This window comes from Kitasatospora sp. NPDC056651 (assembly GCF_042792155.1).
In the GTDB taxonomy this organism is placed as follows: Bacteria; Actinomycetota; Actinomycetes; order Streptomycetales; family Streptomycetaceae; genus Kitasatospora.
The window spans coordinates 22,179-43,581 of record NZ_JBHTWX010000015.1; the positions used below are offsets into that span (position 1 = coordinate 22,179).

The 21,403-nt window shown below is 74.4% G+C and carries 21 protein-coding genes; 9 read left to right on the top strand and 12 right to left on the bottom strand.

The features are described from left to right. Positions 1 to 191: 191 nt before the first annotated feature. Together ACFRAR_RS08880 and ACFRAR_RS08885 are read right to left on the bottom strand one after the other, a co-directional pair. Entirely contained in the window at positions 192 to 689 is a 498-nt protein-coding gene (locus tag ACFRAR_RS08880) for a GNAT family N-acetyltransferase (RefSeq protein ID WP_380696353.1), read from the bottom strand. Beyond that, on the bottom strand, positions 686 to 2,026 hold the full coding sequence (locus ACFRAR_RS08885) for a DUF6271 family protein (RefSeq protein WP_380696355.1): 1,341 nt from the start codon (positions 2,024 to 2,026) through the stop codon (positions 686 to 688). The genes ACFRAR_RS08880 and ACFRAR_RS08885 overlap by 4 nt, the downstream gene beginning before the upstream one ends. A gap of 359 nt (positions 2,027 to 2,385) precedes the next feature. Between ACFRAR_RS08885 and ACFRAR_RS08890 the strand changes: the two genes are divergently transcribed. From ACFRAR_RS08890 to ACFRAR_RS08900, 3 genes are all read left to right on the top strand, one after another. Further along, positions 2,386 to 3,552, top strand: a complete 1,167-nt coding sequence (locus ACFRAR_RS08890) for a peptidoglycan-binding protein (protein WP_380696357.1) — start codon at positions 2,386 to 2,388, stop codon at positions 3,550 to 3,552. A 294-nt stretch (positions 3,553 to 3,846) separates the two neighbouring features. Continuing rightward, positions 3,847 to 4,401 carry a DUF2269 domain-containing protein gene (locus ACFRAR_RS08895; protein ID WP_380696359.1) on the top strand — a complete coding sequence of 185 codons (555 nt, stop codon included), beginning with the start codon at positions 3,847 to 3,849 and terminating at the stop codon, positions 4,399 to 4,401. A 111-nt stretch (positions 4,402 to 4,512) separates the two neighbouring features. Beyond that, the gene (locus tag ACFRAR_RS08900; protein WP_380696361.1) at positions 4,513 to 5,520 is read left to right on the top strand and encodes an LLM class flavin-dependent oxidoreductase; all 1,008 of its coding nucleotides are present in this window, start codon (positions 4,513 to 4,515) and stop codon (positions 5,518 to 5,520) included. Positions 5,521 to 5,656: 136 nt separating this feature from the next. Here the strand turns inward: ACFRAR_RS08900 and ACFRAR_RS08905 are convergent, their stop codons facing one another. Further along, the gene (locus ACFRAR_RS08905) at positions 5,657 to 7,189 is read right to left on the bottom strand and encodes an APC family permease (RefSeq protein WP_380696363.1); all 1,533 of its coding nucleotides are present in this window, start codon (positions 7,187 to 7,189) and stop codon (positions 5,657 to 5,659) included. Between the two features lie 148 nt (positions 7,190 to 7,337). Beyond that, a complete protein-coding gene (locus ACFRAR_RS08910; RefSeq protein WP_380696365.1) occupies positions 7,338 to 8,999 on the bottom strand; it encodes an amidohydrolase in 1,662 nt (553 codons plus the stop codon). Between the two features lie 216 nt (positions 9,000 to 9,215). On the opposite strand from ACFRAR_RS08910, the gene ACFRAR_RS08915 reads away from it, so the two are divergent. The 5 genes from ACFRAR_RS08915 to ACFRAR_RS08935 all read left to right on the top strand — a co-directional run bounded on the left by ACFRAR_RS08915 (position 9,216) and on the right by ACFRAR_RS08935 (position 12,831). Beyond that, a complete protein-coding gene (locus ACFRAR_RS08915) occupies positions 9,216 to 9,824 on the top strand; it encodes a TetR/AcrR family transcriptional regulator C-terminal domain-containing protein (protein WP_380696367.1) in 609 nt (202 codons plus the stop codon). Positions 9,825 to 10,382: 558 nt separating this feature from the next. Then, positions 10,383 to 10,766, top strand: a complete 384-nt coding sequence (locus ACFRAR_RS08920; protein WP_380696369.1) for a hypothetical protein — start codon at positions 10,383 to 10,385, stop codon at positions 10,764 to 10,766. 4 nt (positions 10,767 to 10,770) lie between these two features. Next, a complete protein-coding gene (locus tag ACFRAR_RS08925; protein ID WP_380696371.1) occupies positions 10,771 to 11,841 on the top strand; it encodes a hypothetical protein in 1,071 nt (356 codons plus the stop codon). Positions 11,842 to 11,923: 82 nt separating this feature from the next. Next, positions 11,924 to 12,319, top strand: coding sequence for a roadblock/LC7 domain-containing protein (locus ACFRAR_RS08930; RefSeq protein WP_380696373.1), 396 nt, complete (start codon positions 11,924 to 11,926; stop codon positions 12,317 to 12,319). A gap of 137 nt (positions 12,320 to 12,456) precedes the next feature. Beyond that, entirely contained in the window at positions 12,457 to 12,831 is a 375-nt protein-coding gene (locus tag ACFRAR_RS08935; RefSeq protein ID WP_380696375.1) for a hypothetical protein, read from the top strand. A 51-nt stretch (positions 12,832 to 12,882) separates the two neighbouring features. On the opposite strand, the gene ACFRAR_RS08940 is transcribed toward ACFRAR_RS08935, so the two are convergent. The 7 genes from ACFRAR_RS08940 to ACFRAR_RS08970 form a co-directional block, all read right to left on the bottom strand. Then, the gene (locus ACFRAR_RS08940) at positions 12,883 to 14,019 is read right to left on the bottom strand and encodes an NUDIX domain-containing protein (RefSeq protein WP_380696377.1); all 1,137 of its coding nucleotides are present in this window, start codon (positions 14,017 to 14,019) and stop codon (positions 12,883 to 12,885) included. A gap of 238 nt (positions 14,020 to 14,257) precedes the next feature. Continuing rightward, complete coding sequence (locus ACFRAR_RS08945; RefSeq protein ID WP_380696379.1) at positions 14,258 to 14,797, bottom strand: GNAT family N-acetyltransferase; 540 nt, start codon at positions 14,795 to 14,797, stop codon at positions 14,258 to 14,260. 398 nt (positions 14,798 to 15,195) lie between these two features. Then, a complete protein-coding gene (locus tag ACFRAR_RS08950) occupies positions 15,196 to 16,092 on the bottom strand; it encodes an SGNH/GDSL hydrolase family protein (RefSeq protein WP_380696381.1) in 897 nt (298 codons plus the stop codon). Continuing rightward, positions 16,067 to 17,335, bottom strand: coding sequence for a glycosyltransferase (locus ACFRAR_RS08955; RefSeq protein ID WP_380696383.1), 1,269 nt, complete (start codon positions 17,333 to 17,335; stop codon positions 16,067 to 16,069). The genes ACFRAR_RS08950 and ACFRAR_RS08955 overlap by 26 nt, the downstream gene beginning before the upstream one ends. Beyond that, positions 17,332 to 18,549 carry a glycosyltransferase family 4 protein gene (locus ACFRAR_RS08960; protein ID WP_380696385.1) on the bottom strand — a complete coding sequence of 406 codons (1,218 nt, stop codon included), beginning with the start codon at positions 18,547 to 18,549 and terminating at the stop codon, positions 17,332 to 17,334. Before ACFRAR_RS08960 ends, ACFRAR_RS08955 begins: the two co-directional genes overlap by 4 nt. Positions 18,550 to 18,658: 109 nt before the next feature. Further along, complete coding sequence (locus ACFRAR_RS08965; protein ID WP_380696387.1) at positions 18,659 to 18,847, bottom strand: YegP family protein; 189 nt, start codon at positions 18,845 to 18,847, stop codon at positions 18,659 to 18,661. Positions 18,848 to 18,964: 117 nt separating this feature from the next. Next, on the bottom strand, positions 18,965 to 19,639 hold the full coding sequence (locus tag ACFRAR_RS08970; protein ID WP_380696389.1) for a TetR family transcriptional regulator: 675 nt from the start codon (positions 19,637 to 19,639) through the stop codon (positions 18,965 to 18,967). Between the two features lie 80 nt (positions 19,640 to 19,719). On the opposite strand from ACFRAR_RS08970, the gene ACFRAR_RS08975 reads away from it, so the two are divergent. After that, positions 19,720 to 20,610 (top strand): SDR family NAD(P)-dependent oxidoreductase, encoded by an 891-nt coding sequence (locus ACFRAR_RS08975; RefSeq protein ID WP_380696391.1) that lies wholly within the window; start codon positions 19,720 to 19,722, stop codon positions 20,608 to 20,610. 107 nt (positions 20,611 to 20,717) lie between these two features. Here the strand turns inward: ACFRAR_RS08975 and ACFRAR_RS08980 are convergent, their stop codons facing one another. Continuing rightward, positions 20,718 to 21,365: an HNH endonuclease family protein gene (locus tag ACFRAR_RS08980; protein ID WP_380696393.1), complete on the bottom strand. Its 648-nt coding sequence runs from the start codon at positions 21,363 to 21,365 to the stop codon at positions 20,718 to 20,720. Between the last annotated feature and the right edge of the window lie 38 nt (positions 21,366 to 21,403).

Genomic DNA, 21,403 nt, shown 5'->3' on the forward strand with positions numbered 1-21,403 from the left:
TTGGGCGGCGTCTTTAAGTTTGTCCCCTGCCTCGTGGGGGGGGGGGGGGGGGGGGGGGCGGGGGGGGGGGGGGGGGGGGCGCGGGGGGGGGGGGGGGGGGGCCCCCCCGCCACCAGCTTCACCCGATGGGGTGAGCCCCGCCGTCCGGAGTGGGCCGAAAGAGTGATCGCCCGTTCGGATGTCCCCGCAGGTCAGCGCACCGGCATCGACATGTAGACCGCGCGCCGCCCGTAGCACGCGGGAACCGTGACCTCCCGGTGCGCCCGGTAGCCGAGCAGCCGCAGCAGGATGTCCGCACCGCGCACCGCGACCATCGAGATCCGCTCGTAGCCCAGCTCCTCCGCCCGCTCCCGGAAGTGCCGGATGAACCCCAGCGCGACGTCCCGGCCGCGCAGGTCCTCGGCGATCACCAGGTCGTGCACGTGCAGGTTGTCCGACGCGAAGACCGCCTCCTCCGGCCGGTCGAGGTCCGGGCAGCGCAGCGGCGGGTACGGCAGGCTCAGCAGGTAGCCGCGGACCGTGCCGCCCTGCTCCAGTACGAAGCAGGTCCGCGGCGAGGCGAGGGCGCGGGACTGCAGTGCCTCCCGGCCCTCGGACAGGCCGTCGGCCGCGTAGGCGTCGTGCTCCAGCGCGACCACGGCGTCCCAGTCGTTGTCGGCCAGCAGCCGGATCCGGAGGTCCTCGCTCACCCGGCCGCGACCTCCGTGGCGGCGGCCTCCGTGGCGGTGCCGAGCCCCTCCGCGCGGGAGGCGGCCACCAGCGCCGACCAGGCCTCCACCAGCACGGCCCAGCGCTCGGCGTCCTCCTGCGCCTCGTCCAGGAGCTTCTGGCGCTGCCCGGCGACCACGTCCGCGAGTTCGGCGTACTTGCCGCCGAGCTTGCGGTAGGAGCGGTCCAGGACGTCCAGGCAGTGCTCGTTCCCGGCTCGGTCCCAGCCGACGCTGCCGCGCACCAGGTCGAGGATCGGCTCGATCCTCAGCCCGTGCCGCTCGTCGAACATCCCGCGGCCGAGGTCGATCATCCCGCCGTAGACCGGGTACAGGTACAGCATCGAGAGCAGGAACTTGACGAACCGCAGCTGGTAGGCGACGAAGCCGGCGCCGGTCCGGCGCTCGGGCGTGTAGTAGTTGACGATGTGGCGGTTGTGCACGACACCGGGCATCCGGGCGTGGACCATGGCGTGGTGCAGGACGTAGTCGCTGCCGATGGTCTCGACCGAGGGCAGCAGCGGCAGCACCTCGTAGCCCCGGTGGTCCAGGGCGACGTTGCACATGTAGACGTCCCAGATGTCGGGCACCCCGAGGACGGACTCGTCGGTGCTGAACGGCTCGGAGCCGGCGCCCTTGAAGGAGACGTCCACCATCGCGTCCTTCTCCTCGTCCGACCACACCGGCGGGGCCCACAGGCGCACCACCTCGCGGTAGATCGCCGGGTCCAGCTCGTGGATCTCGCCGATGTCCACGCAGAGTTCGCCGATGAAGGAGCCGCTGACCAGCATCACCGGCGTGTCCGCGTCGGCCGGGTCGAGCTCGGAGCGGGTCACGCCGGCCGCCGCCTCGCCGGCCGGCTTGCCGATCGAGAGCAGCTCGTGGTGGATCGGGAAGACCTTCCGGCCGTCGAGGACCTGGAAGTCGGCGTCGTCGTTGCGCAGGTGCGTCGACGTGCAGCCCAGGGCGGCCGCGCCCAGGAAGAGCCGGTTGACGCAGGAGCCGTACGCGACGGCCCCCGGGAGCATCAGGTCGAGCAGCAGCTCGGGGTCGGGGACGCCGGAGCGCTCGGTCACCCGGCGCAGGAACTCCCGCTGCCGCGCCTCGCCGAGGTGGTGGACGACCACGCCCGCGGGGGGCTCCAGCGCGGCCACGGCGTCCGCGTTCACGGCGAACTCGGCGGCTCCGGTGGTGTCGAGGATCAGGAGGTGCACCTCGACCCCGAAGGTCGCGACCGCGTAGGCCGCCTCCTCGGCGAGTTCCGCGATGGTCTCGGGGCAGGGTCGCATGGTGGGCAGGGCGAGGCAGACTCTTTGCATGGTGCGGGTTTCTCCATCGGATCGTCAGATTCGGTTCCACGGCTGAGAGTTGAGCGCACTCGGGTGTCCCGGGCGCGACTCGGTGCCGGTCCGCCGGACCACCGTGGACTAGACCACTTTTGATGTCAACGATTGACAGCGGGGCCCCGGTGGCGGTGGAATGCGCCCCCTTCCGCGCGATCGGCCGCCCCCGCACGGGCGCCCGATTCGCACATGACGGCGAATACCCCCTGCTGTGTCGAACGTCCGGACGAGCGCAGGGGGTTCACCGGCACGGATTCGCGCCGCCGGGGTCAACCCGCGAGCCCTGTCTGCCGATACCGGGAGAGATGCCCTCACGCCGTTCGGAGGAGATCGCAATGCCCGAACTGTGGCTGCCCGGTGCCGAGGTCCACGACCTCGGCGATCACGCGCAGACCGACCAGAACTACCCGCCGAAGGCCATCGCCCACATCACCTGGGACCGCAACGCGACCGCCGCCGCCCCGCAGGACTGGTGCTCCTACGACGACCTGGTCGGCTACTTCTCCGGCAGCGGTGCCGGTGAAGCGCCGCACCTCGTCTGGGACCCGTTCAGCGGCCGGGTGGCGCAGCTGTTCCCCGCCGACTCCCGTTCGAAGAGCCTGCTCAGCCCCTCCCAGAGCCCGACCCGCACCAACCGGGCCGGGCGGGTGGTGATCCAGATCGAAGCGGTGTTCTTCCCGTACTGCCGCTACCAGGGCGGCGTCTACCCCCGGCTCGTCGACACCCCGTGCGCGGGCTGGGGCGGAATCCACGCCTGGGTCTCCTCCTGGGGGGTGCCCGACACCTGGCCGATGGGCCGGCCGACCGACTTCTCCGGCCACCGCGACGAGCAGGTCTGGGAGACCCGGGGCGGCTGGTACGCGCACGCCCACGTGCCGTACAACGACCACACCGACCCGGGCTCCTGGCCCGACCTCACGGGCGGCTTCCCGGGCAACCCGCCCTCGCAGCAGCCCGCCCGCTACCAGGTGAGCATCAACGGCCTGGCGTACGGCTACGGCGCCCAGGGCTACCAGGTGACGGTGGTCGGGCGGGCGCTGGTCTCGCACGGCTTCGGCGACCACTACCAGCAGGGTCCGGGGCCGAACTGGTCGGACGCGGACACCGAGAACTACGCGGACTACCAGGGGAGTCTGGGCTATTCCGGGCAGGCCGCCGACGGCGTCCCGGGCGAGGGCTCGCTGCGCCGGCTGCTCGGCTACCTGCCCGGGCAGCGGACGGTCTCGGTGTCCCACGTGGTCGCGGCCGCGCAGACCGACCCGGGGGCCGAGCAGGGGCACCTGACCTACGGGGCCGAGGTGGCCGTGGTCGAGCAGGCGCTCGCGGACGAGGGGCTGCTCGAACAGCGGTGGGTGGACGGCTCGTTCGGCAGCAGGACGGTCGCCGCGTACGCGGCCTGGCAGCGGCGCTGCGGGTACCAGGCGGGGGCGGCCGACGGGATCCCCGGCCCGGCCTCGCTGCACCAGCTGGGCACGGCGCAGGGGTTCGCGGTGACCGACTGAGGGCCACCGGCCGAGGATGACCGACCGAGGGCGACCGGCCGAGGATGACCGGCCGAGTCCGGGGTCTGCTCCCGGGCGAGTACGCGTTCCGGCTGTCGCTGGGAGCGCGTACTCGTCCGGGAGCCATGTACTCGCCTGGGAGTAGGCGAGGTTACTTCCACCGTCAGATGCCGGATGAGGCTCGGAGGGGAGAGCCTGGGGCCGTCCTGAGTGCTCCCGACTCGAAGGAGGTGCCCCGTGCGCTCGCCCACCGGTGCCGTCACGGCGTCCCGACCGACGCCAGGGCGGCCGGCAGTGCCGGCGTCCGGCGCCCGCCGCCTGCCGCCGGCCGTGCGCAAGCCCCTGGTCGTCCTGCACGTCGTCGCCTCGGTGGGCTGGCTGGCGCTGATGCTCTGCCTGCTCGCCCTGGCGGTGGCGGCGTTGACGGCGGGGGACGCCGACCGGCTGCGCACCGCCTACCGGGCGATGGGCCTGCTCGGTGACGTACTGATCCTGCCGCTGAGCCTGCTCGCCTTCCTGAGCGGGGTGGCGCTCGGGCTCGGTACGTCCTGGGGGCTGTTCCGGTACTACTGGGTGAGCATCAAGTTCTGGCTGACGCTCGGGGCGATGGCGGCCTCCGTCCTCGCCCTCACCGCCCGGCTGCACGACGCGGTGCGGGTGGTGGACGCGCATCCGACCGGTCCGATCACGGTGGCGGAGCTCGGCTTCGTCCGCTACAACACGGTGATCGTCCCGGCGGTGGCGCTGGCGCTCTACCTGTTCATGGTGGTCCTGTCCGTGTACAAGCCGTGGGGCCGCCGCAGGGCCACGGGCACCGGCGGGGCCCGAATACCCGGGGCGGGCGCCTGACCCGTCGGGTGTTGGTCGCCGGGTCGCCGGGTCGCCGGGTCGCCGGTCACGGGCTCCGGAGCCCGGTGCTCCGGGGAATGCCCGCGCGGCGGGCGGGCGTTGTCCTCCGGTGTGACCAGCGCCGCGCCCAGGACCAGGCTCTCCGTGCTCGACCGCTCCCGGACCAGACAGGGCGAGGAGCCGGCCCAGGCGCTGCGGGACACGGTGTCCCTCGCCCGCGAGGCGGAGCGGCTCGGCTACCACCGGTTCTGGGTCTCCGAACACCACGGTGTGCCGGGGGTGGCCGGTTCGGCGCCCACCGTGCTCGCCGCGGCGGTGGCGGCGGCGACCACGCGCATCCGGGTCGGTACCGGCGGAGTGATGCTGCCCAACCACCAACCGCTGGTGGTGGCCGAGCAGTTCGGGGTCCTGGCGGCGCTCTTCCCGGAGCGGATCGACATGGGGCTCGGACGCTCGGTGGGCTTCACGGACGGTGTCCGACGGGCGCTCGGGCGGGAGAAGGAGGCCGCGGACGAGTTCGGCGCCCAGCTGGCCGAACTGCTCGGCTACTTCGACGGCTCGCAGCAGGCGCACCGCGGCGTCCACGCCCGGCCGTCCGAGGGCCTGCGCGTCCCCGCCTTCGTCCTGGCCACCGGAGCGGGGGCCGACCTGGCCGCCGAGGCCGGGCTGCCGCTGGTGATCGCCGCCGCCCGCGGGGAGGACCGGATGCTCGCGGCGATCGACGGCTACCGCACCCGGTTCCGCCCCTCCGCCCAGGCGGCCGAACCCTACGTCGTGGTCTCGGGCACGGTGGCGGTTGCCGAGACGGTCGAGCGGGCGCACGAGCTACTCGTCCCGGAGGCCTGGTCCGGCGCGTACTCCCGCACCCACGGCGAGTTCCCGCCGCTGGCCCCCGCCGCCGAGATCCGCGCCCGGGAGATGACGGTCAGGGAGCGGGCTGGGTACGAGCAGTCGCTCAAGGGCCACATCGCGGGCACCCCGGAGCAGGCCGCCGCCGAGCTGGCGGCGCTGGTGGAGCGTAGCGGGGCGGACGAGTTCCTGGTCACCACCAGCACCTACGACCGCACCGCGCTGCTCGATTCCTACCGGCTCCTCGCCGAGGCCGTCGGCCAGGTCTGAGCGGCCGGGCGGGTCCGACCGGTCCGACCGGTCGGGGTTGTTCGGCCAGGGCGGGTGCTCCGGGCCGGCCGCTGTCAGCCCGCGTCGCCCTCGGCCACGGCGATCTCGGCCACGGAGACCTCAGCCCACGGAGACCTCAGCCCGCGTCGACCTCACTCGTCCCGAGCCGCGCGTAGACCTCCGGCCGCCGGGCCCGCAGCCGCAGGGCGATCCCGACGCCGGTCAGGAACACCACCGGCACGATCGCGACCAGCGGCCAGTTGACCGCCGGGCCGGCGCCGGTGAACAGGTCGAGCCGCCACACCACCAGCGCCGTGGCCCCGCACAGCAGCACGGTGGCGGCGAGCGGCGCCACGGCCGTGCGGAACACCCCGGCACTCGCGGCGGCCGCCCGGTTGCGGCGGAAGAAGGCGAACACGGCGAGTCCGGCCAGTGCCTGGAGCACCAGGATGCCGACCACCCCGGGGGAGTTCACCCAGAGGAAGAACTGGTCGTACGGGTCCGCGCCGATCAGGGCCGCCACCCCGACGGCCGCGGCCGCCAGCACCGACTGGGCGATGCCGCCGATCCACGGCGAGCCGTGGCGCGGGTGGATCCGGCCGAGCGCGGCCGGCGCGGCCTGCTCGGAGGCCAGCGCGTAGCCGTAGCGGGTGATGGTGTTGTGGAAGGCCAGCAGCGCCGCGAGCAGGCTGGTGACGATCAGCACCCGCTGCACGTCCGTGGCCCAGGCGCCGACGTAGTCGGTCATCGCGGTGAAGAACATCCCGGCCGGGTCGGCGGTGGCGGTCGCGACGGCCTCGGTGTCGCCGAAGGCCTGCACGATCATCCAGGTGATGAAGGTGTAGAAGAGGCCGAGGAAGGCGATCGCGGCGTAGGTCGCGCGCGGCACGGTCCGCTGCGGCTGCCGGGCCTCCTCGCGGTAGATCGCGGTGGCCTCGAAGCCGATGAAGGCGGCGAAGGAGAGCCCGAGCACCCCGCCCATCCCGCCGGAGAACACGTTCGTCGGCGCGAACGAGGACAGGTTCAGCCCGTGCGCCCCGCCCTTGACCAGCACCGCCACCGCGAGCACCAGCAGGATGCCGGTCTCGGCGATCAGCAGCGCCCCGAGCACCTTGGCCCCCAGGTCTATCGAGCGGTAGCCGAGGAACCAGACCACCGCGACCCCGAACAGCGCCCAGACCGGCCAGGGCAGGTCCAGCCCGAGCAGATCGGCGGCCGTGGTGTGGGCGAAGAACCCGAAGGCGCCGAACATGCCGATCTGGATCGCGTTGTACGAGAGCACCGCGAGCAACGCCGCGCCCAGCCCGGCCGCCCGGCCGAGGCCGCGGGTGACGTAGGCGTAGAAGGCGCCGGCGTTGCGGATGTGCGCGGTCATGGCGGTGAAGCCGACCGCGAAGAGCGCCAGCACCACACCGGTGGCCAGGTAGGCGACCGGGGTGCCGATGCCGCCGAAGGAGATCGCGAACGGCGCCACACCGGCCATCACGGTCAGCGGCGCGGCGGCGGCCACGACGAAGAAGACGATGTCACCGGTGCCGAGCACCCCGCGCCCCAGGCCGCCGCTCGGCGCGGAGGAGGCCGGGGACGCGGAATCGGACGGGGAGGCGGCGGAAGGGACGTCGGGGGGACGGAGTGCGGACGAGGTGGCCGCGTCGGAGGGCAGGGTCATGGGGGAGCTCTCCTGGGTCGTACGAACGAGGGTAGGACGGTCGGCGGCGACGACGCGTCGGCCGCCGACCGGAGAACGAGGCACCGCCGCGGTGGGGGACGGCCGGTACCGGTCGGAGGATCCGTCCGGGGCGGGAGTGCGCGGCGTCTCAGCGCGCGCGGTCGCGGCCCCTGCCGGGTTCACGGTCGCGGCCGGGCCCGCCGTGGGTGCGGCGCCCGCCGAGCCAGGTGCCGGCCACCTCGACCGAGGCCAGCTCGGCGGCCGGGACGGCATACGGATCGGTGGCCAGGTGCACCAGGTCGGCCCGCATGCCGGGCCGCAGCACACCCCACTCGGCCTCCTCGAAGGCCTGGTGCGCCACGCCCGCCGAGTACGCCGCCAGCGCCTCGGCGAGTCCGATCCGCTCGGCGGGCAGCCAGCCGCCGTCCGGCAGGCCGTCCGGGTTCTGCCGGGTGACGGCGGTGGCCAGCCCGGCCAGCGGCTCGTACCGGGTGACCGGCCAGTCGCTGCCGAAGGACACCCGGGCACCGTCGCGCAGCAGCGCGGCGATCTGGTACTGCCGGGCGCCGCGCTCCGGGCCGATCCGGGGCAGGGTGAGCTCGGTCATCAGCGGGTCGGTCTGTGCCCACAGCGGCTCGAAGTTGGCGATCACGCCGAGTTCGGCGAAGCGCGGCAGGTCGTCCGGGTGGACGAGCTGGACGTGTGCGATCACCGGTCGGCGGGGGCGCACCCCGTTGCGGCGGACGGCGGCCTCGACCGCGTCCAGCGCGATCCGCACGCCGTGGTCGCCGATCGCGTGGATGTGCGGCTGGAAGCCCAGCGCGTCGACCGCGGTGACGGCCTCCGCCAGTTCGGCGCCGGTCCAGTTGGCGACCCCGTGGGAGTGGGGGCAGTCGCTGTACGGCTCCAGCAGCGCGGCCGTCCCGGACTCGATGACGCCGTCGGCGAAGAACTTGACCGCCCGAGCGGTGAGCCGGCCGCGTCCGGCGGCCGCCACCCGGTCGCGGTCGGCCACCAGCCGGGGGAGCCGCCCGCGCCAGCCGTCCGGTTCGAGCAGCAGGGCGAGCCCGGCCCGGACCGGCAGGTCCTCCTCGGCCACGGCGGCCAGCCAGGTGTCCACCTGCGCCGGCTCGACCCAGGCGTCCTGGAGCCAGGTCAGTCCGGCGGCCGCCAGCCTGGCGGTGGTCTCCCGCAGCGCGGCGACCTGCTCGGCCACCGGACGCGGCGGGACGAGCGCGAGGACGGGGTTGAGCGCCCCGAACTCGCGCAGGGTGCCGAGCGGGCTGCCGTCCGGCCGGCGGACGATCTCGCCACCGACGGGTTCGGGCGTCTCCGGCCCGTACCCGGCCCGGCGCAGCGCCTCGCTGTTGGCCCAGCCGGTGTGGTGGTCCATGGTGCGCAGCAGCACCGGCCGGTCCGGGACGGCCTCGTCGAGCAGCCGGGCGTCGAACAGCCCGCCCTCGGCCAGCCACGGGTCGACGGCGTCGCCGGTGATCCACTCGGCCTCGGGGTGCCGCTGCGCCCAGTCGCGGACGGCTGCCACGACCTGTTCCAGGCTGGTGCAGTCGCGGACCGGCACGCCGAGCAGGCCGATGCCGCCGAGCAGCGGGTGGACGTGGCCGTCGCCGAAGGAGGGCAGCAGGGCGCCGCCGTCGAGGTCGACGGTCTCGGTGCCTTCGTCGCGCAGGGCCAGGGCGGCGTCGCCGAGGGCGGCGATCCGCCCCGCGCCGACGGCGAGGGCGTGGGTGTGGGGGAGGGCGGGGTCTCCGGTGTGGATCCGGCCGCCGGTGAAGATCGTTTCGGCACGCATACGGGGGTGTGCGTCCTCTCCGGGGAGGGCGGGCCGGTGGGGTGCGCGGCCTGCCTAACCGAATGGGGTTCGGTTACCGTAGGCGCGGCACCGGCAGGTGCGGAAGGGTTTTACTGAAAGCCGTTCAGTAACGCTTGGATAACGACGACCAACGGCGATCTTGGTCTGCCGGGGCCGACGGGGCCGCTCGGCGACCCCGAAGGTGAGGAACCGGGCATGCCCAGGCCGCGCACACCCCTGCTGGACCGGCAGCGCATCGTGGACACCGCGCTGCGGCTGGTCGACGAGGCGGGGGATCTCACCATCCCCGCCCTGGCCGGCGCGCTCAAGGTCAGCCCCTCCGCGCTCTACCACCACGTCGCCGGACGGGCCGAGATCGTCGCCCTGATGCGGGCCGAGCTGGTGCGCACCATCGGCGAGCAGTCGATGTGGGACCAGTCCTGGGACGCGGCGCTGCGCACCTGGGCGCACGCCTACCGGGACGCCTTCGCCGAGCACCCCGGCATCATCCGGCTGCTCGCCACCGCGCCGCTCGCCGAATCGTTCATGCACACCCTGTACGAGCGGGCCGTCGCCACCCTGGAGGACGCGGGCTTCGCGGCGCAGGACGTGATGGGCCTGATCACCGCCCTGGAGAGCTTCATCCTGGGGTCGGCGCTGGACCTGGTCGCCCCGGACGTCATGGTCGACGCCGTCGACCGTGCCACCACCCCGCGGCTGGCCGACGCCCTGGACGCCGTCCCCGCCGGGCGCGAGCGTGCCGACCGGGCCTTCGAGCTCGGCCTCGCCGCCCTGATCGAGGGCTACCGGGCGCTGCTGGGCTGACCGGCCCTTCCGCCCGGTGCTCCAGGTGGGCGGGATTTCTGACCAGGTGTGATGACCTGCTAGTGTTCTGCACGTCGAGAGGAAGTGACCTTCCGGGAAACGGACTCTTGAGCAGGCGTCAGCGGTGCTACCAGAGCACGCCCTACTTTCAGTAGGGAGAGTCCGTGCGACCCGGGCCTGGCGCTCCACCCGAAGGGGCTCGTTCCGTCCAGCGGAACGGGCCCCTTCGTCGTGTTCGCACCCGGGAAGTCGAGCTGTTATCGCACCTTCGGCCTCGAAGTCCTGTCGCATGGGCTACTGTCGGCCAAGGTCTCGGGCCAGGTGGTCGGTGAACGGTACCCCAACACCCCTGACCCACCAGTGACGCGGGCCCCCCGCCTGGACTGACGCGCCGTCATATCTTGGCTGGAACTGGCCGCTTGCGATGTGAATATGCCATTGGAATGTTCGTCATATGAAATCCGGCAGTAGCCTTCCGTGTCGAACTTGCCACTGCTGGTGGTGAACCGGTCGGCGCCGCGCTGCGTCCGGCCGCCCAGACCCCGCGAAGGAGCCGGTGTGCCCGGTATCGACGAATGCCTCTCCGGAGCGATGGCGATCGCGGGGGCCCGCGCCGCGAGCCTGGTCGACTGGAGCAGCGGGCTGGCCCTCGGCAGCCTCGGGGACAGTCCGTCCGGTGAGCACGAGACCTCCGCCGCCGAGGCAACCGACCTGGTGCGGGCGGCCGTTGAGAGTCAGACCTTCACCGCGGCGGAGGACCGGAGAGCCCCGTTGGAGGACATCATCGTCACCGCCGGCCGCAGCTACCACCTGATCCGCTTCATCGACACCGCCTTCGACAGCAGGCTCGTCCTGCACCTCTGGCTGGACCGCGCGGAGGGCAACCTCGCCGCCGCCCGCTTCCGCCTCCAGGCCCTCACCGAGGAACTGGTGCTGGGGTGAGCGCGTGACCGCCGCAACCGGCACCGTGCCGCCGCTCCCCGCGGGCGGCGCCACCCCGAAGACTCCGGGCGAGGCGCTCGCCCTGTTCGCCGACCGCCGCGTCACCGGCGCCCTGCGCGGACCGCTCGGCAGTCTCCACCTGGTCGACGGCCAGGTGACCGCCGCTGAGTCCCCCCGGGCACCCGGCCTGGCCGATCTGCTCACCGGCTGCGGCCGGATCACCCCCGAGGGCTGGACCGACCTGCTCCGGCTGCACGGCCCGCGGTCGAGGGTCGGCGAGGTGCTGGTCGAACAGCGGCTGATCACCCGGGGAGAACTCGAACTCGGCCACCTGGGAACGCTGTTCGACGCCGCGTTCTTCGTCCTCGCCGATCCGGCCGGCGGCGTCTGGCGGTTCGAGGCCGACGCCCGGCACTGGCTCGGCCCGGTCGCCCGGGTCGAGCCCGCCAGGATCTGCCGCGAGGTCGAACGCCGGCGGCAGCTGCTCGACCGGATCTGGCCGTGGGCCCAGCTCGACGCGACGCCGGTCCGCCCGGCCGAGCGCAGCCGGCATCCGGCCCACCGGCCGCCCGGCCGCCGGCGCCGCGAGCTGCTGGACCACGCCGACGGCCGAAGAACCCCGGCGGACCTGGCCCGGCTGCTCGGCCGCTCCGGCTTCGGAGTGACGGCGGACGTCCGCCGGCTGGCCGCCGCCGGACTGCTGGACGCCCCGTGCCCGGCAGCTCCGGCGGCGACCGGCCCGGCACCGGCGGCTCCGGCAGCCCCGGCAGCGGCGGTGCCGGCACCGAAGGCTGCCCCACGGCACGTACCGGCGCCCGAAGTCCCCGCGCCGGTCACGACCGGGCGGGCCGGAGGACTGCACCGCCGGATCCCCGGCGCCAGCCTCCGGGAGGCCGGGCTCGCCGGAGCCCCGGTCACGGCCGGCCCCGCCCCCGCCGCTGCCCCCACCGGGGCCGACACCCCCACGAACTCCGAACGCCCGCCCACCACGGCAGCGGCCCACCCGCTGGCCGTCCCCGACCCGGACATCGCCCTGCTGACCCGGGTCCGAGACCTTCTGGAGGCCCGACTTTGACCCACTCCCCGCCCGCGACCCCGCCGTCCCGGCCATGAGGCGGGCCCTCAAGCAGCGTGTCGGAAGGAGACAACTGATCGCCTTGGAGACCGAGTTGCTCGCCGAACTGCGTTCCGTCAAGCATCGCGTCCCGCACCTCGCGGGCGGCCTGGTCGCCAGTGTGGACGGCCTGCTGGTGGCGCACGACACCCACGGCACCGAACCCTCCGGCCTGGCGGCGATGACGGCGGCCTCGCTCTCGCTGGCGCAGCGGCTCGCCGACACCACCGGGCAGGGCGAGTTCCGTGAGTCGCTGGTGCGCGGCGAGAACGGCTACGTCGCCGTCTACGCGGCCGGCGGCAGCTGCGTGCTGACGCTGCTCGCGCACCCGGAGGTCAACGTCGGCCGGCTGCACCTGGAGGCCCGCCGCAGCGCGCAGCGCATCGCGGGGATGCTCAACGAGGCACTGCTGCCCAAGGATCCGCGCGACGCGCTCTGACCCGGGCCGTCGGTCGCCGCATCACCTCGCCGACCGATCCCCGCCACCTCGACACCGCGACACCTCACCGCGTCACCACCTCGACGCCTTACCGCCTCACCACCTCACCACCTCACCATCGAACGGGAGTTACCCAGATGACCGACGCAGCCGGCGCGCTCAAGCAGGCCATGACCAGCATCGAGGGCGCCATCGGCGCGGCCCTGGTGGACTACAACAGCGGCATGGCGCTGGCCACCCTCGACGGCCCCGGCGGACTCGACCTCAACGTCGCCTCCGCCGGCAACACCGACGTGGTCCGCGCCAAGATGCGCACCATGGACATGCTCGGCCTCCAGGACGGGATCGAGGACATCCTGATCACCCTGACCAGCCAGTACCACCTGATCCGCCCGCTCACCGGCCGCACCGGCAAGGGCCTCTTCCTCTACCTCGCGCTGGACAAGTCGCGTGCCAACCTCGCGATGGCCCGCCACCAGCTGGGCAGGATCGAGGGCGAACTGGAGGTCTGACGGCCGACCCCCCGGCCTCCCGGCCCGCCGGGCCCCGGACGGGGCCCGGTCTCAGCCCGGCGGCAGGTCCGGTCCGACGGCCCGCCCGCGCACCAGCTCGGCCGGCCCGCCCGGCCGGTCCCGGGCGGCCAGTGCGGCGGCCGTCCGGTCCCAGGACGGGCCGGTCAGCAGCGTCCGTGCCTCGTCCGGACCGCACAGCCGCCACTCCACCAGCTCGTCCTCCGGCAGGACGAGCCGGTCGAGCATCCGCGCCGTCACCGCGCCCCCGTCGAACACGTAGACCAGGAGGGCGGTGTCCCGGCCGGTCGCGGGGTCCGCATCGGGGTCGGCCGCTGTGCCCGGCTGCCAGTCCAGCGCGAGCAGCGGCCCGGGCTCGATGTCCCAGCCGAGCTCCTCGCGGATCTCCCGGCGGGCCGCCGCCCGGGGCATCTCCCGGTCCGCCTCCACCCCGCCGCCCGGCAGCGTCCAGTGCGGCACCAGCCCGCGCGGCCCGTCCCACGGCCGCAGCCGCACCAGCAGCACCCGGCCGTCGGCATCGGTGAACAGCGCCCGCGCCTTCGTCCGGATGCGGGGGCGGGTGGTGTAGTAGGTCTCCCGGTCCATCGGCGGCTCCGGCGGCTCCTCGACCGGCGGGGTCAGCCCCGGAGCCGCGGCCAGTCCGAGGTATTCGGGCACCGGGCCGTCGGCGGGCAGCCGGTCGAGCGTGTGCCCGACCGGCCGGCTGTCCTCCAGCTCCAGCGGCCCGGCCTCGCGCGGCGCCCGCAGACAGGCCGTCACCCGGCGCGAGAGCCGCGGCGGCAGCGCGTGCCCGGCCTGCTCGGCCGTCAGCCAGGTCCAGCCGCCGACCTCCGCCGTGTCCGGCCGGAACGCCGCCACCTGCTCAGCCGTCAGCGGATCCGCCCAGTAGAGGTAGACGACGATCGGCCGGTCACCGTCGCGCAGGAGCGCCCAGTCCACACCGGCGAGCGGCCCCAGCCGGGGCGTGAAGCCCAACTCCTCGCGGATCTCCCGCAGTGCGGTCTCCCGGGGCGACCGGTCCGTCGGCTCCCAGCCGCCGCCCGGGATCGCCACCGGATGCTTGCGGTCGTACGGCAGCCGCACCGCCAGCATTCGTCCTGTCATGTCCTGGAACAGCAGCACCCCCGCCGCCGCCAGGACCTCCCGTCCGTCCACGCCCACGCTCTCCACCCCGGCTCCCTCCGCCGCACTTTCCCCAGCCACGACAACCCGTGCCACCCCGATGGTTCCCCCGTCGCGCCCTTCACCGACCCTGCCGTCCGGGGACGCTGTCGGATCGGCAGGCCTGGCGGCTCTGGTAGCCGGATCTGGCGAACTTCCGTTCGGAGTCGGGGTCGTGGGTTCGATCGCGGTGGCGGGACGCCCGGGCGCGCACGGGCGGGTGCTCCCCGGCGGCCCCGCCGCGGACTCAAGCGGTCGGCGAGACCGGTGGCCGCATGCCGAGCCACTGCTCGGAGCCCCAGGCCTCGAAGCGCTCCACCTCGGTGAACCCCAGCTTCGCCGCGAGGCGCATCGAGGCGGTGTTGGCGCTCTGGGTGGTGAGCACCACGGGCTCGCCGGGAAGCGCGCCGTCGAGCCAGCCGAGCGCCGCCGCACACGCCTCGGTGGCGTACCCGGACCCCCAGGCGCTCGGCAGGAGCAGGTAGCCGAGATCGGCCTTCCCCGCGGCGGCCGGGCGCCGGTGTCCCGTCGCCCTCCTGAGCAGCAGGTGGCCGATCATCGACCCGTCGAGCTCGACGACGAAGCTCCCGGGCCATCGCTCGGGCGCCGGGGGCAGCTCGCGCTCCAGCTCGTCGCGCGGCCGGGGGCCGCCGAGGTGGGTGTGCACGTCCGGTGAGGCGAGCAGTTCGACGAACGCCGCACGGTCCCTGGTCTCGGGCGCGCGGAGTACGAGCCTTTCGGTCCTGATCGGAGCGGGCGGCCAGGTCACGGATCCGAGATCGTCCATCCGCGCACGCTAACAGGTGGTCAAAGCCGGATCCATCCGGGAAAAGGCCGGGCGACCGGCTCCCGGGCCGCGCCATGATGGCCCGCATGGGCGATCAGGCTTTCGAGTGGGTGACCATCTTTCACTACGAGAACGTCGCCGGCTGCCCGCGGCCGCGGCAGCTGACGGTGGTTTGACTGCGGGACCGCGGCATCGACTGGCACCCGTTCGCCGACGACGAGATCAGGTACGACCTGATGTGCGGAGTGGGCGCGGACGGCCACTGGCACGGCACGGTCGCCGTTCGTTTCCGGGCCGACGCGCTTCGACGGCTCGGACTGCACCCCGATCAGCCGACGTCGGGGCCGGCGGACCCGCTGCCGCCGAAGTGGTGGGGTCCGTGGTCCCGTTGATCCCGGTCAGGGCCGGGGGAGGCGCGGAGTGGCCAGCGCCTCGGCGGCCGCGTGGGCCATCTGTTCGTCGTGCCGGCCGCTCGCGCCGCGGACGCGGGCGGCGGCTTCGGAGGCGGCGAGGGCGAGGAGGCCCGGGAGGAGGTCGGTGCTGCGGGCGGCGAGCCAGCGGGTGCCCTGGGTGGCCATCCACCAGAGGTCGGCGGCCCGGCCCGGTGGCGGTTCGGCCGGGGCGGAGGCCGGGGGCGGGCCGAGCGGATGGCCGGCCTGGACGAGCAGGTCGTGGAACCGCCGGGCGATCAGGTGGTGTCCCTCGGCGCTGGGGTGCAGCCGGTCCACGCTCAGCAGCCGGCGCTCGGCCGGCCACGGCAGTTCGGCGACGTGCAGGTGGACGGCCCGGTGGCGGGCGGCGAGGGCGTGCACCACGGTGTTGACCGCCCGCATCCGCCGGGCCAGCGGACGGGCGAGCGGCGCCGGGAGCCGGAGCAGGCTGCCCGGGTCGGGAAGACAGGCGGTCAGCAACCTGGCGCCGTGGCCGGACAGTTCGGCCATCGTGGCATCCAACTCCAGCGCGGTGCGCCGGATGTCGAAGCCCGCGCGCAGGGTGTCGTTGCCGCCGACCACCACGGCGGCCAGCTGCGGCCGGAGCGCCAGCGCTTGCGGCAACTGACGTGTCGTCAGTTCGGTGGTGAGCGCGCCGCTGTGCGCCAGGTTGGTGAACTCGACCTCCTGCCCCTCGGGCGCCAGCGAACGGGCCAGGACGGCGGCCCATCCGCGCCAGCCTCCGTCGACCTGGTCGCCGACGCCCTCGGTCAGCGAGTCGCCGAGCGCGACGAAGCGCAGCAGCTCGCCCGCGGCGGGGCGTTCCTCCGCCGCCCGGTCACGCGGGGCGTCCAGCATGCTCATTCCGACTCCCCTCCACCGCTTCGTCGTTGCGCGCGCCGTGCGCCGCCAGGAACGCCGACACCGCCGTCGGCCAGCCGTACCGCTCGGCCTGGGTTCGGGCGGTGGCCCGCCGCTGCTCCTCCGGCCGTTCGAGCAACTGCCGCACCGCGGAGGCGAATCCACCACCGGTGTCGACGGCCGCCACCCCGGCGGGCCCGATCAGCCCGGGCAGCGCGGAGGAGCGGCTGACGGCCACCGGCGTGCCACAGGCCAGGGCCTCCAGCGCGGCCAGTCCGAAGGTCTCCACCGGACCGGGCGCGAGCACCACGTCGGCGCACCCCAGCAGCCGGGCCAGCTCGGCCCGGGAGCCGAGGTGCCCGAGGAAGCGCACCGGGAGCCGCAGCCGTGCGGCCCGGGCCGCCAGCCGCTCCCGCAGCGGGCCGGTCCCGGCCACCACCAGGACAGCGGGCAGCCGGCGGGCCCGCAGGGCGGCCAGCGCCTCGATCGCCCGCCCGGGCCGCTTCTCGGTGGAGAGCCGGGAACAGAGCACCAGCAGCGTCTCCGCCGGGGCGGCGTACCGGGCCCGCTCGGCCGCCCGTGCGGCGGGCGGCAGCGGGCGCATCGTCTCCAGGTCGACCCCGAGCGGGGCCCGGACCAGGTTGGGCGTGCCGATCCGCCGGAACTCCGCGGCGGCCCAGTCGGTCGTGCAGAGCACCGAGTCGAAGGCCCGGGCGGTGGCCGCGTTGAGCCGGTCGGCCGCCGCGCCCGCCAGCGGGCCTGGCACGCCCCAGGTGCGCAGCACCCCGGTGGCGCTCTCGTGCGAGACCATCACCGAGCGCACCCCGTGCCGCCGGGCCCAGGCGCCGGTCCAGCGCAGCGTGGTGCGGTCGGACACCTCCAGCCGGTCGGGGGAGAACCTGGTCAGCTCGGCGGTCACCGCCCGGCGGTCGGTGAGCAGCCGGTAGCCGCCGGCGGCCGGCAGGACCGGGCCCGGCAGGGTGACCACCACGCCCTGGTCGGTCTCCTCCTCGGAGCGCCGCTCGCCGGGGATGATCAGCACCGGCCGGTGCCCGGCCGCCCGGTACCCGGCGCCGAGGTGGCGCAGCGCGGTGCGCAGGCCGCCGGAGACCGGGGTGACGAAGTTGGCGAGCCGGACGATCGTCAGGGCACCGTCGGCCGTCGGAGCGCCGTCGGTCGTCCGGGGCCTGTCGGTCGTCGGAGCCCCGCCGGTCGTCCGCGCCCCGTCGTCGGGCGTGGCGGTCATGCCGGCAGCTCCTCGGGCAGGGCGGGCGCCACGGGCTCGACCGCCGACGGGGGAGCGGGCGGCAGCGGCAGCCCGTGGTGCTCCGCCAGCACCTCGGCGTAGTGCCGCAGCAGCTGGTCCCCGACCGCCTCCCAGGTGCGGGCGGTCACCTCGGCCCGCCCGGCCCGCCCGTACCCGGCCCGCCGCGCCGGGTCGGCGGCCAGCTCGGCCACCGCCCGGGCCACGGCGGCGCCGTCCCGGGGCGGCACCAGCAGGCCGGTGCGGTGGTGTGCGACCAGGTCCAGCGGGCCGCCCGCCGCCGGGCCGATCACCGGCACCGCGCTGGCCATCGCCTCCTGGATGGTCTGGCAGAAGGTCTCCAGCGGGCCGGTGTGCACGAAGACGTCCAACGTCGCGAAGCAGCGCGCCAGTTCGTCACCGGTGCGGCGGCCGAGGAACACCGCGCCCGGCATGGCGGCCTTCAGTCCGGGCGCCGAGGGGCCGTCCCCGATCACCACCACCCGCACCCCGGGCAGTGCCGAGGCCGCCGTCAGCAGGTCGACCCGCTTCTCCGGCGCCAGCCGCCCGACGTACCCGACCAGCACCTCCCCGCCCGGCGCGAGCGCCCGGTGCAGCGCCTCGTCCCGGTGCCGGGGGTGGAACCGCACCGAGTCCACCCCGCGCGGCCACAGTTGCACCCTGGGCACCCCGTGCGCGGTGAGGTCCTGGGCGGCCGGGGTGGACGGGGCCAGGGTGCGGGCGGCCGCCCGGTGCACGGCCCGGATCCGCCGCCAGGCGGCGGCCTCGCCGAGGCCCCGGCCGGCCCGGTAGGCGTGGGCGTACCCGGCCAGGTCGGTCTGGTAGACGGCCACGGCGGGCACCCCGAGGCGCGCCGCGACCTGCATCCCGCGGGCGCCGAGCACGAACGGGCTGGCCAGGTGGACCAGGTCCGGCCGGTGCCCGGCGATCGCGGCCGCCAGCTGCCGGCTGGGCAGCGCGATCCGGACCTGGGGGTACCCCGGCAGCGGTACCGACGGGATGTGCAGCACGGGGATCTCCCCGGCCGCGGCGCCGCCGAAGGTCTCGGGCGGGCACTCGGCGCCCCGCGCGGGCGCGGGGGTGACGACGAGGGGCTGGTGGCCCCGGCGGACCAGGTGCTCGGCCGTCCGCAGCACGCTGTGGGCGACTCCGTTGACCTCGGGTGGGAAGGATTCGGTGACGATGGCGACGCGCATGCCGGTGTTCTGTCCACGTCCGGCGTGCACCCGGCCAAAGGGATCTGTCGTGCAGAAGAACGCGGGTCGGCGATTTGCACCACCGACCCGCACCCGGGAACGTGCCCGGTCACACCGACGCGGCGGTCTCCTTGAGCTCCGCGTACGGCGCGAGTTTGCGGATCGACTCGATGCTCTTCAGGCAGTCGTCCTTGCTCTCCTGCGGGTCGCCGGTCACCACGATCGCCCCGTTGCTCGCCTTGAGCCGGAAGCGGTGCATGCCGCCCTCGTCCACGTACAGTTCGAATTTCCCTGCCATGCCAGAATCAGCCTTCCGCTCGGATGACCCCCTGGCACCGCACCGTAGGGTCAAATCCCTTGTGCGGCACGTCAGATGATCCATCCGGGTGCAAACGCCCGTGGTGCGTACGGCCGGTCAGGGGCGCGGCTCGGACGCTCCCGCGACCAGCCCGGTGAGGGTGGCGGTCAGGACACGGGTGAGCCGGGGTTCGACCTCGACGACGGCGTGGGCGAGCCGCGGGTCGCCGAGGTAGAGGGCGGCGACCTCCGCGCCCGGGTTCGCGATCTGCCACAGGGCTCCGGCCAGTGCGACGGCGGTGGCGACCAGGTCGACGACGTCCTGCTCGTCCAGGGCGGGCACCTGCGTGCGGACGGCCGCGCCGATCGGCCCGATGGCGGCGAAGGTGGCGAGCTTGAACTCGCGCACCGCGTCGAGCGAGACGTTGCGCTCGAGGTTGAGCGGGGCGTGGGCGAGCAGGTCGCAGAACGGTCCGCGGGCCGCCAGGGTGGCGGCGAACGCCTGCGCCACGGCGGCCGGGCCGGGGTCCGCGGTCTCCCGCAGCCGTGCGGTCAGCGCGTCCGACCACTCCGCCCAGCCCTCGGCGGTCAGCCGCAGGAAGATCTCCTCGCGGGTCTCGAAGTACCGCAGCAGCGCCGACTTGTGCATCCCGACCGCGGCGGCGATGTCGGTCAGGGTGATGTCCCTGATGCCGTGCTCGCGGCTGAGCGAGCGGGCCGCCTCCAGGATCGCGGCCTCGCGCAGTCGCTTGGCCTCGGGCGAGCGCGCACGCTGGAACTCCGATGCAGTCACCTGGCCATGGTAGTGCAACGCCGTTGACGTAATACCGCAACACCGTTGCACTAATAGCGCAACGGTGTTTTACTATCGGCATGGAGAAGAGCATGGGGAAGAACACCGAACAGGCCTGGTTCGTCACCGGCAGCTCGCGCGGCTTCGGCCGCACCCTCGTCCGCGCCGCGCTCGAAGCCGGCGACCGGGTGGCCGCGACCGCCCGCAGGCCGGAGCAACTCGCCGACCTCGTCGAGGAGTTCGGCGACCGCATCCGGCCGATCGCGCTGGACGTCACCGATCCGGCCGCCGCCCGCGCGGCCCTCGCCGAGGCGCGGGCCGCCTTCGGCCGGATCGACGTGCTGGTGAACAACGCCGGCTACGCCAACCTCTCGCCGATCGAGACCACCGAGGACACCGACTTCCGCGCCCAGTTCGAGACCAACTTCTGGGGCGTCTACAACGTCACCAAGGCCGCGCTCCCGCTGCTGCGCGAGCAGAAGGGCGGGCTGGTCATCCAGTTCTCCTCGATGGGCGGCCGGGTCGGCGGCTCCCCGGGCCTCGCCTCCTACCAGGCGGCGAAGTTCGCCATCGACGGGTTCAGCCGGGTGCTGCGCACCGAGACCGCGCCGTTCGGCGTGAAGGTGCTGGTGGTCGAGCCCAGCGGCTTCCGCACCGACTGGGCCGGCTCCTCGATGACGGTCCACGACGTCCCGGAGGCCTATGAGGAGACGGTCGGCGCCATGCACCGGCTGATGCGCCAGGGTGACGGCGCCGCGGGCGACCCGGCCCGCGCCGCCGGGATCCTCGTCCGGGTGGCCAAGCGGCGGGACATCCCGCACCACCTGCCGCTCGGGGCCTACGCGGCCGAGAGCTCGATCGCCGTGGACCGGCGGCTCCTGGCGGAGGACACCAGGTGGCGCGAGGTGTCCCGTTCGGCCGACTTCGCCGAGGCGTACCCGGTGCCCTTCCCGCCGGATTCGGCGAGCTGACCGGCCCGTGCAGTGCCCCTCCCCGCGCGGCGCCCTCCCGGCATGACGGCCCTCCCGACGCGACGGCCCGGCGCGGGGCGAGCGCCGGGCCGCGGGAGCCGCGGGGTTCAGAAGGCGTCGAGGATGCCGGTGAGCGCGCTCTTCTCGGCGCTGTCCACGCTCAGGCCGTAGTACTGCTTCACCTGCACCCAGGCGCGGGCGTAGGTGCAGCGGTACGAGGCCTGCGGGAGCCACTCGGCCGGGTCGCGGTCGCCCTTGGAGCGGTTGCTGCTCGCCGAGACCAGCAGCAGCTGGGGGCGGGTGACGTCGTTGGCGAAGGCCTTGCGCTGGTCGGTGGTCCAGCTCCACGCGCCGGAGGCCCAGGCCTCGGAGAGCGGCACCAGGTGGTCGACGTCGAAGGAGGAGGCGTTGGTGGTGGTCGCGCCGTCGTACGGCGAGGACCAACTGCCGCTGGTGGCCTTGCAGGAGGTGTCGGTGACGACGTTGCCGCCGTCCCGCTTGACGACCCACTCGCGGGTGTCGCAGGTGCCGCTGATGGTGATCCAGGTCGGGAACAGCGTGCGGTCGTAGGTGTCCCCGTGGGTCTCCGGGGTGGCGGGCATCGCGGCGAGGTAACTCCGGGCGATGGCCGCGGAGACCGGGGTCGGCAGGGCGGCCTGGGCCGGGGCGCCGGTCGTGAGCACGGTCGCGGCGGCGAGGGCGGCGGCGGCCGGTATGCAGGACAGGAATCGACGTGCGGACGTGGTGAGGGCCATGGCGGACGCTCCATCATCAGATCGGATGAACTGCTGAT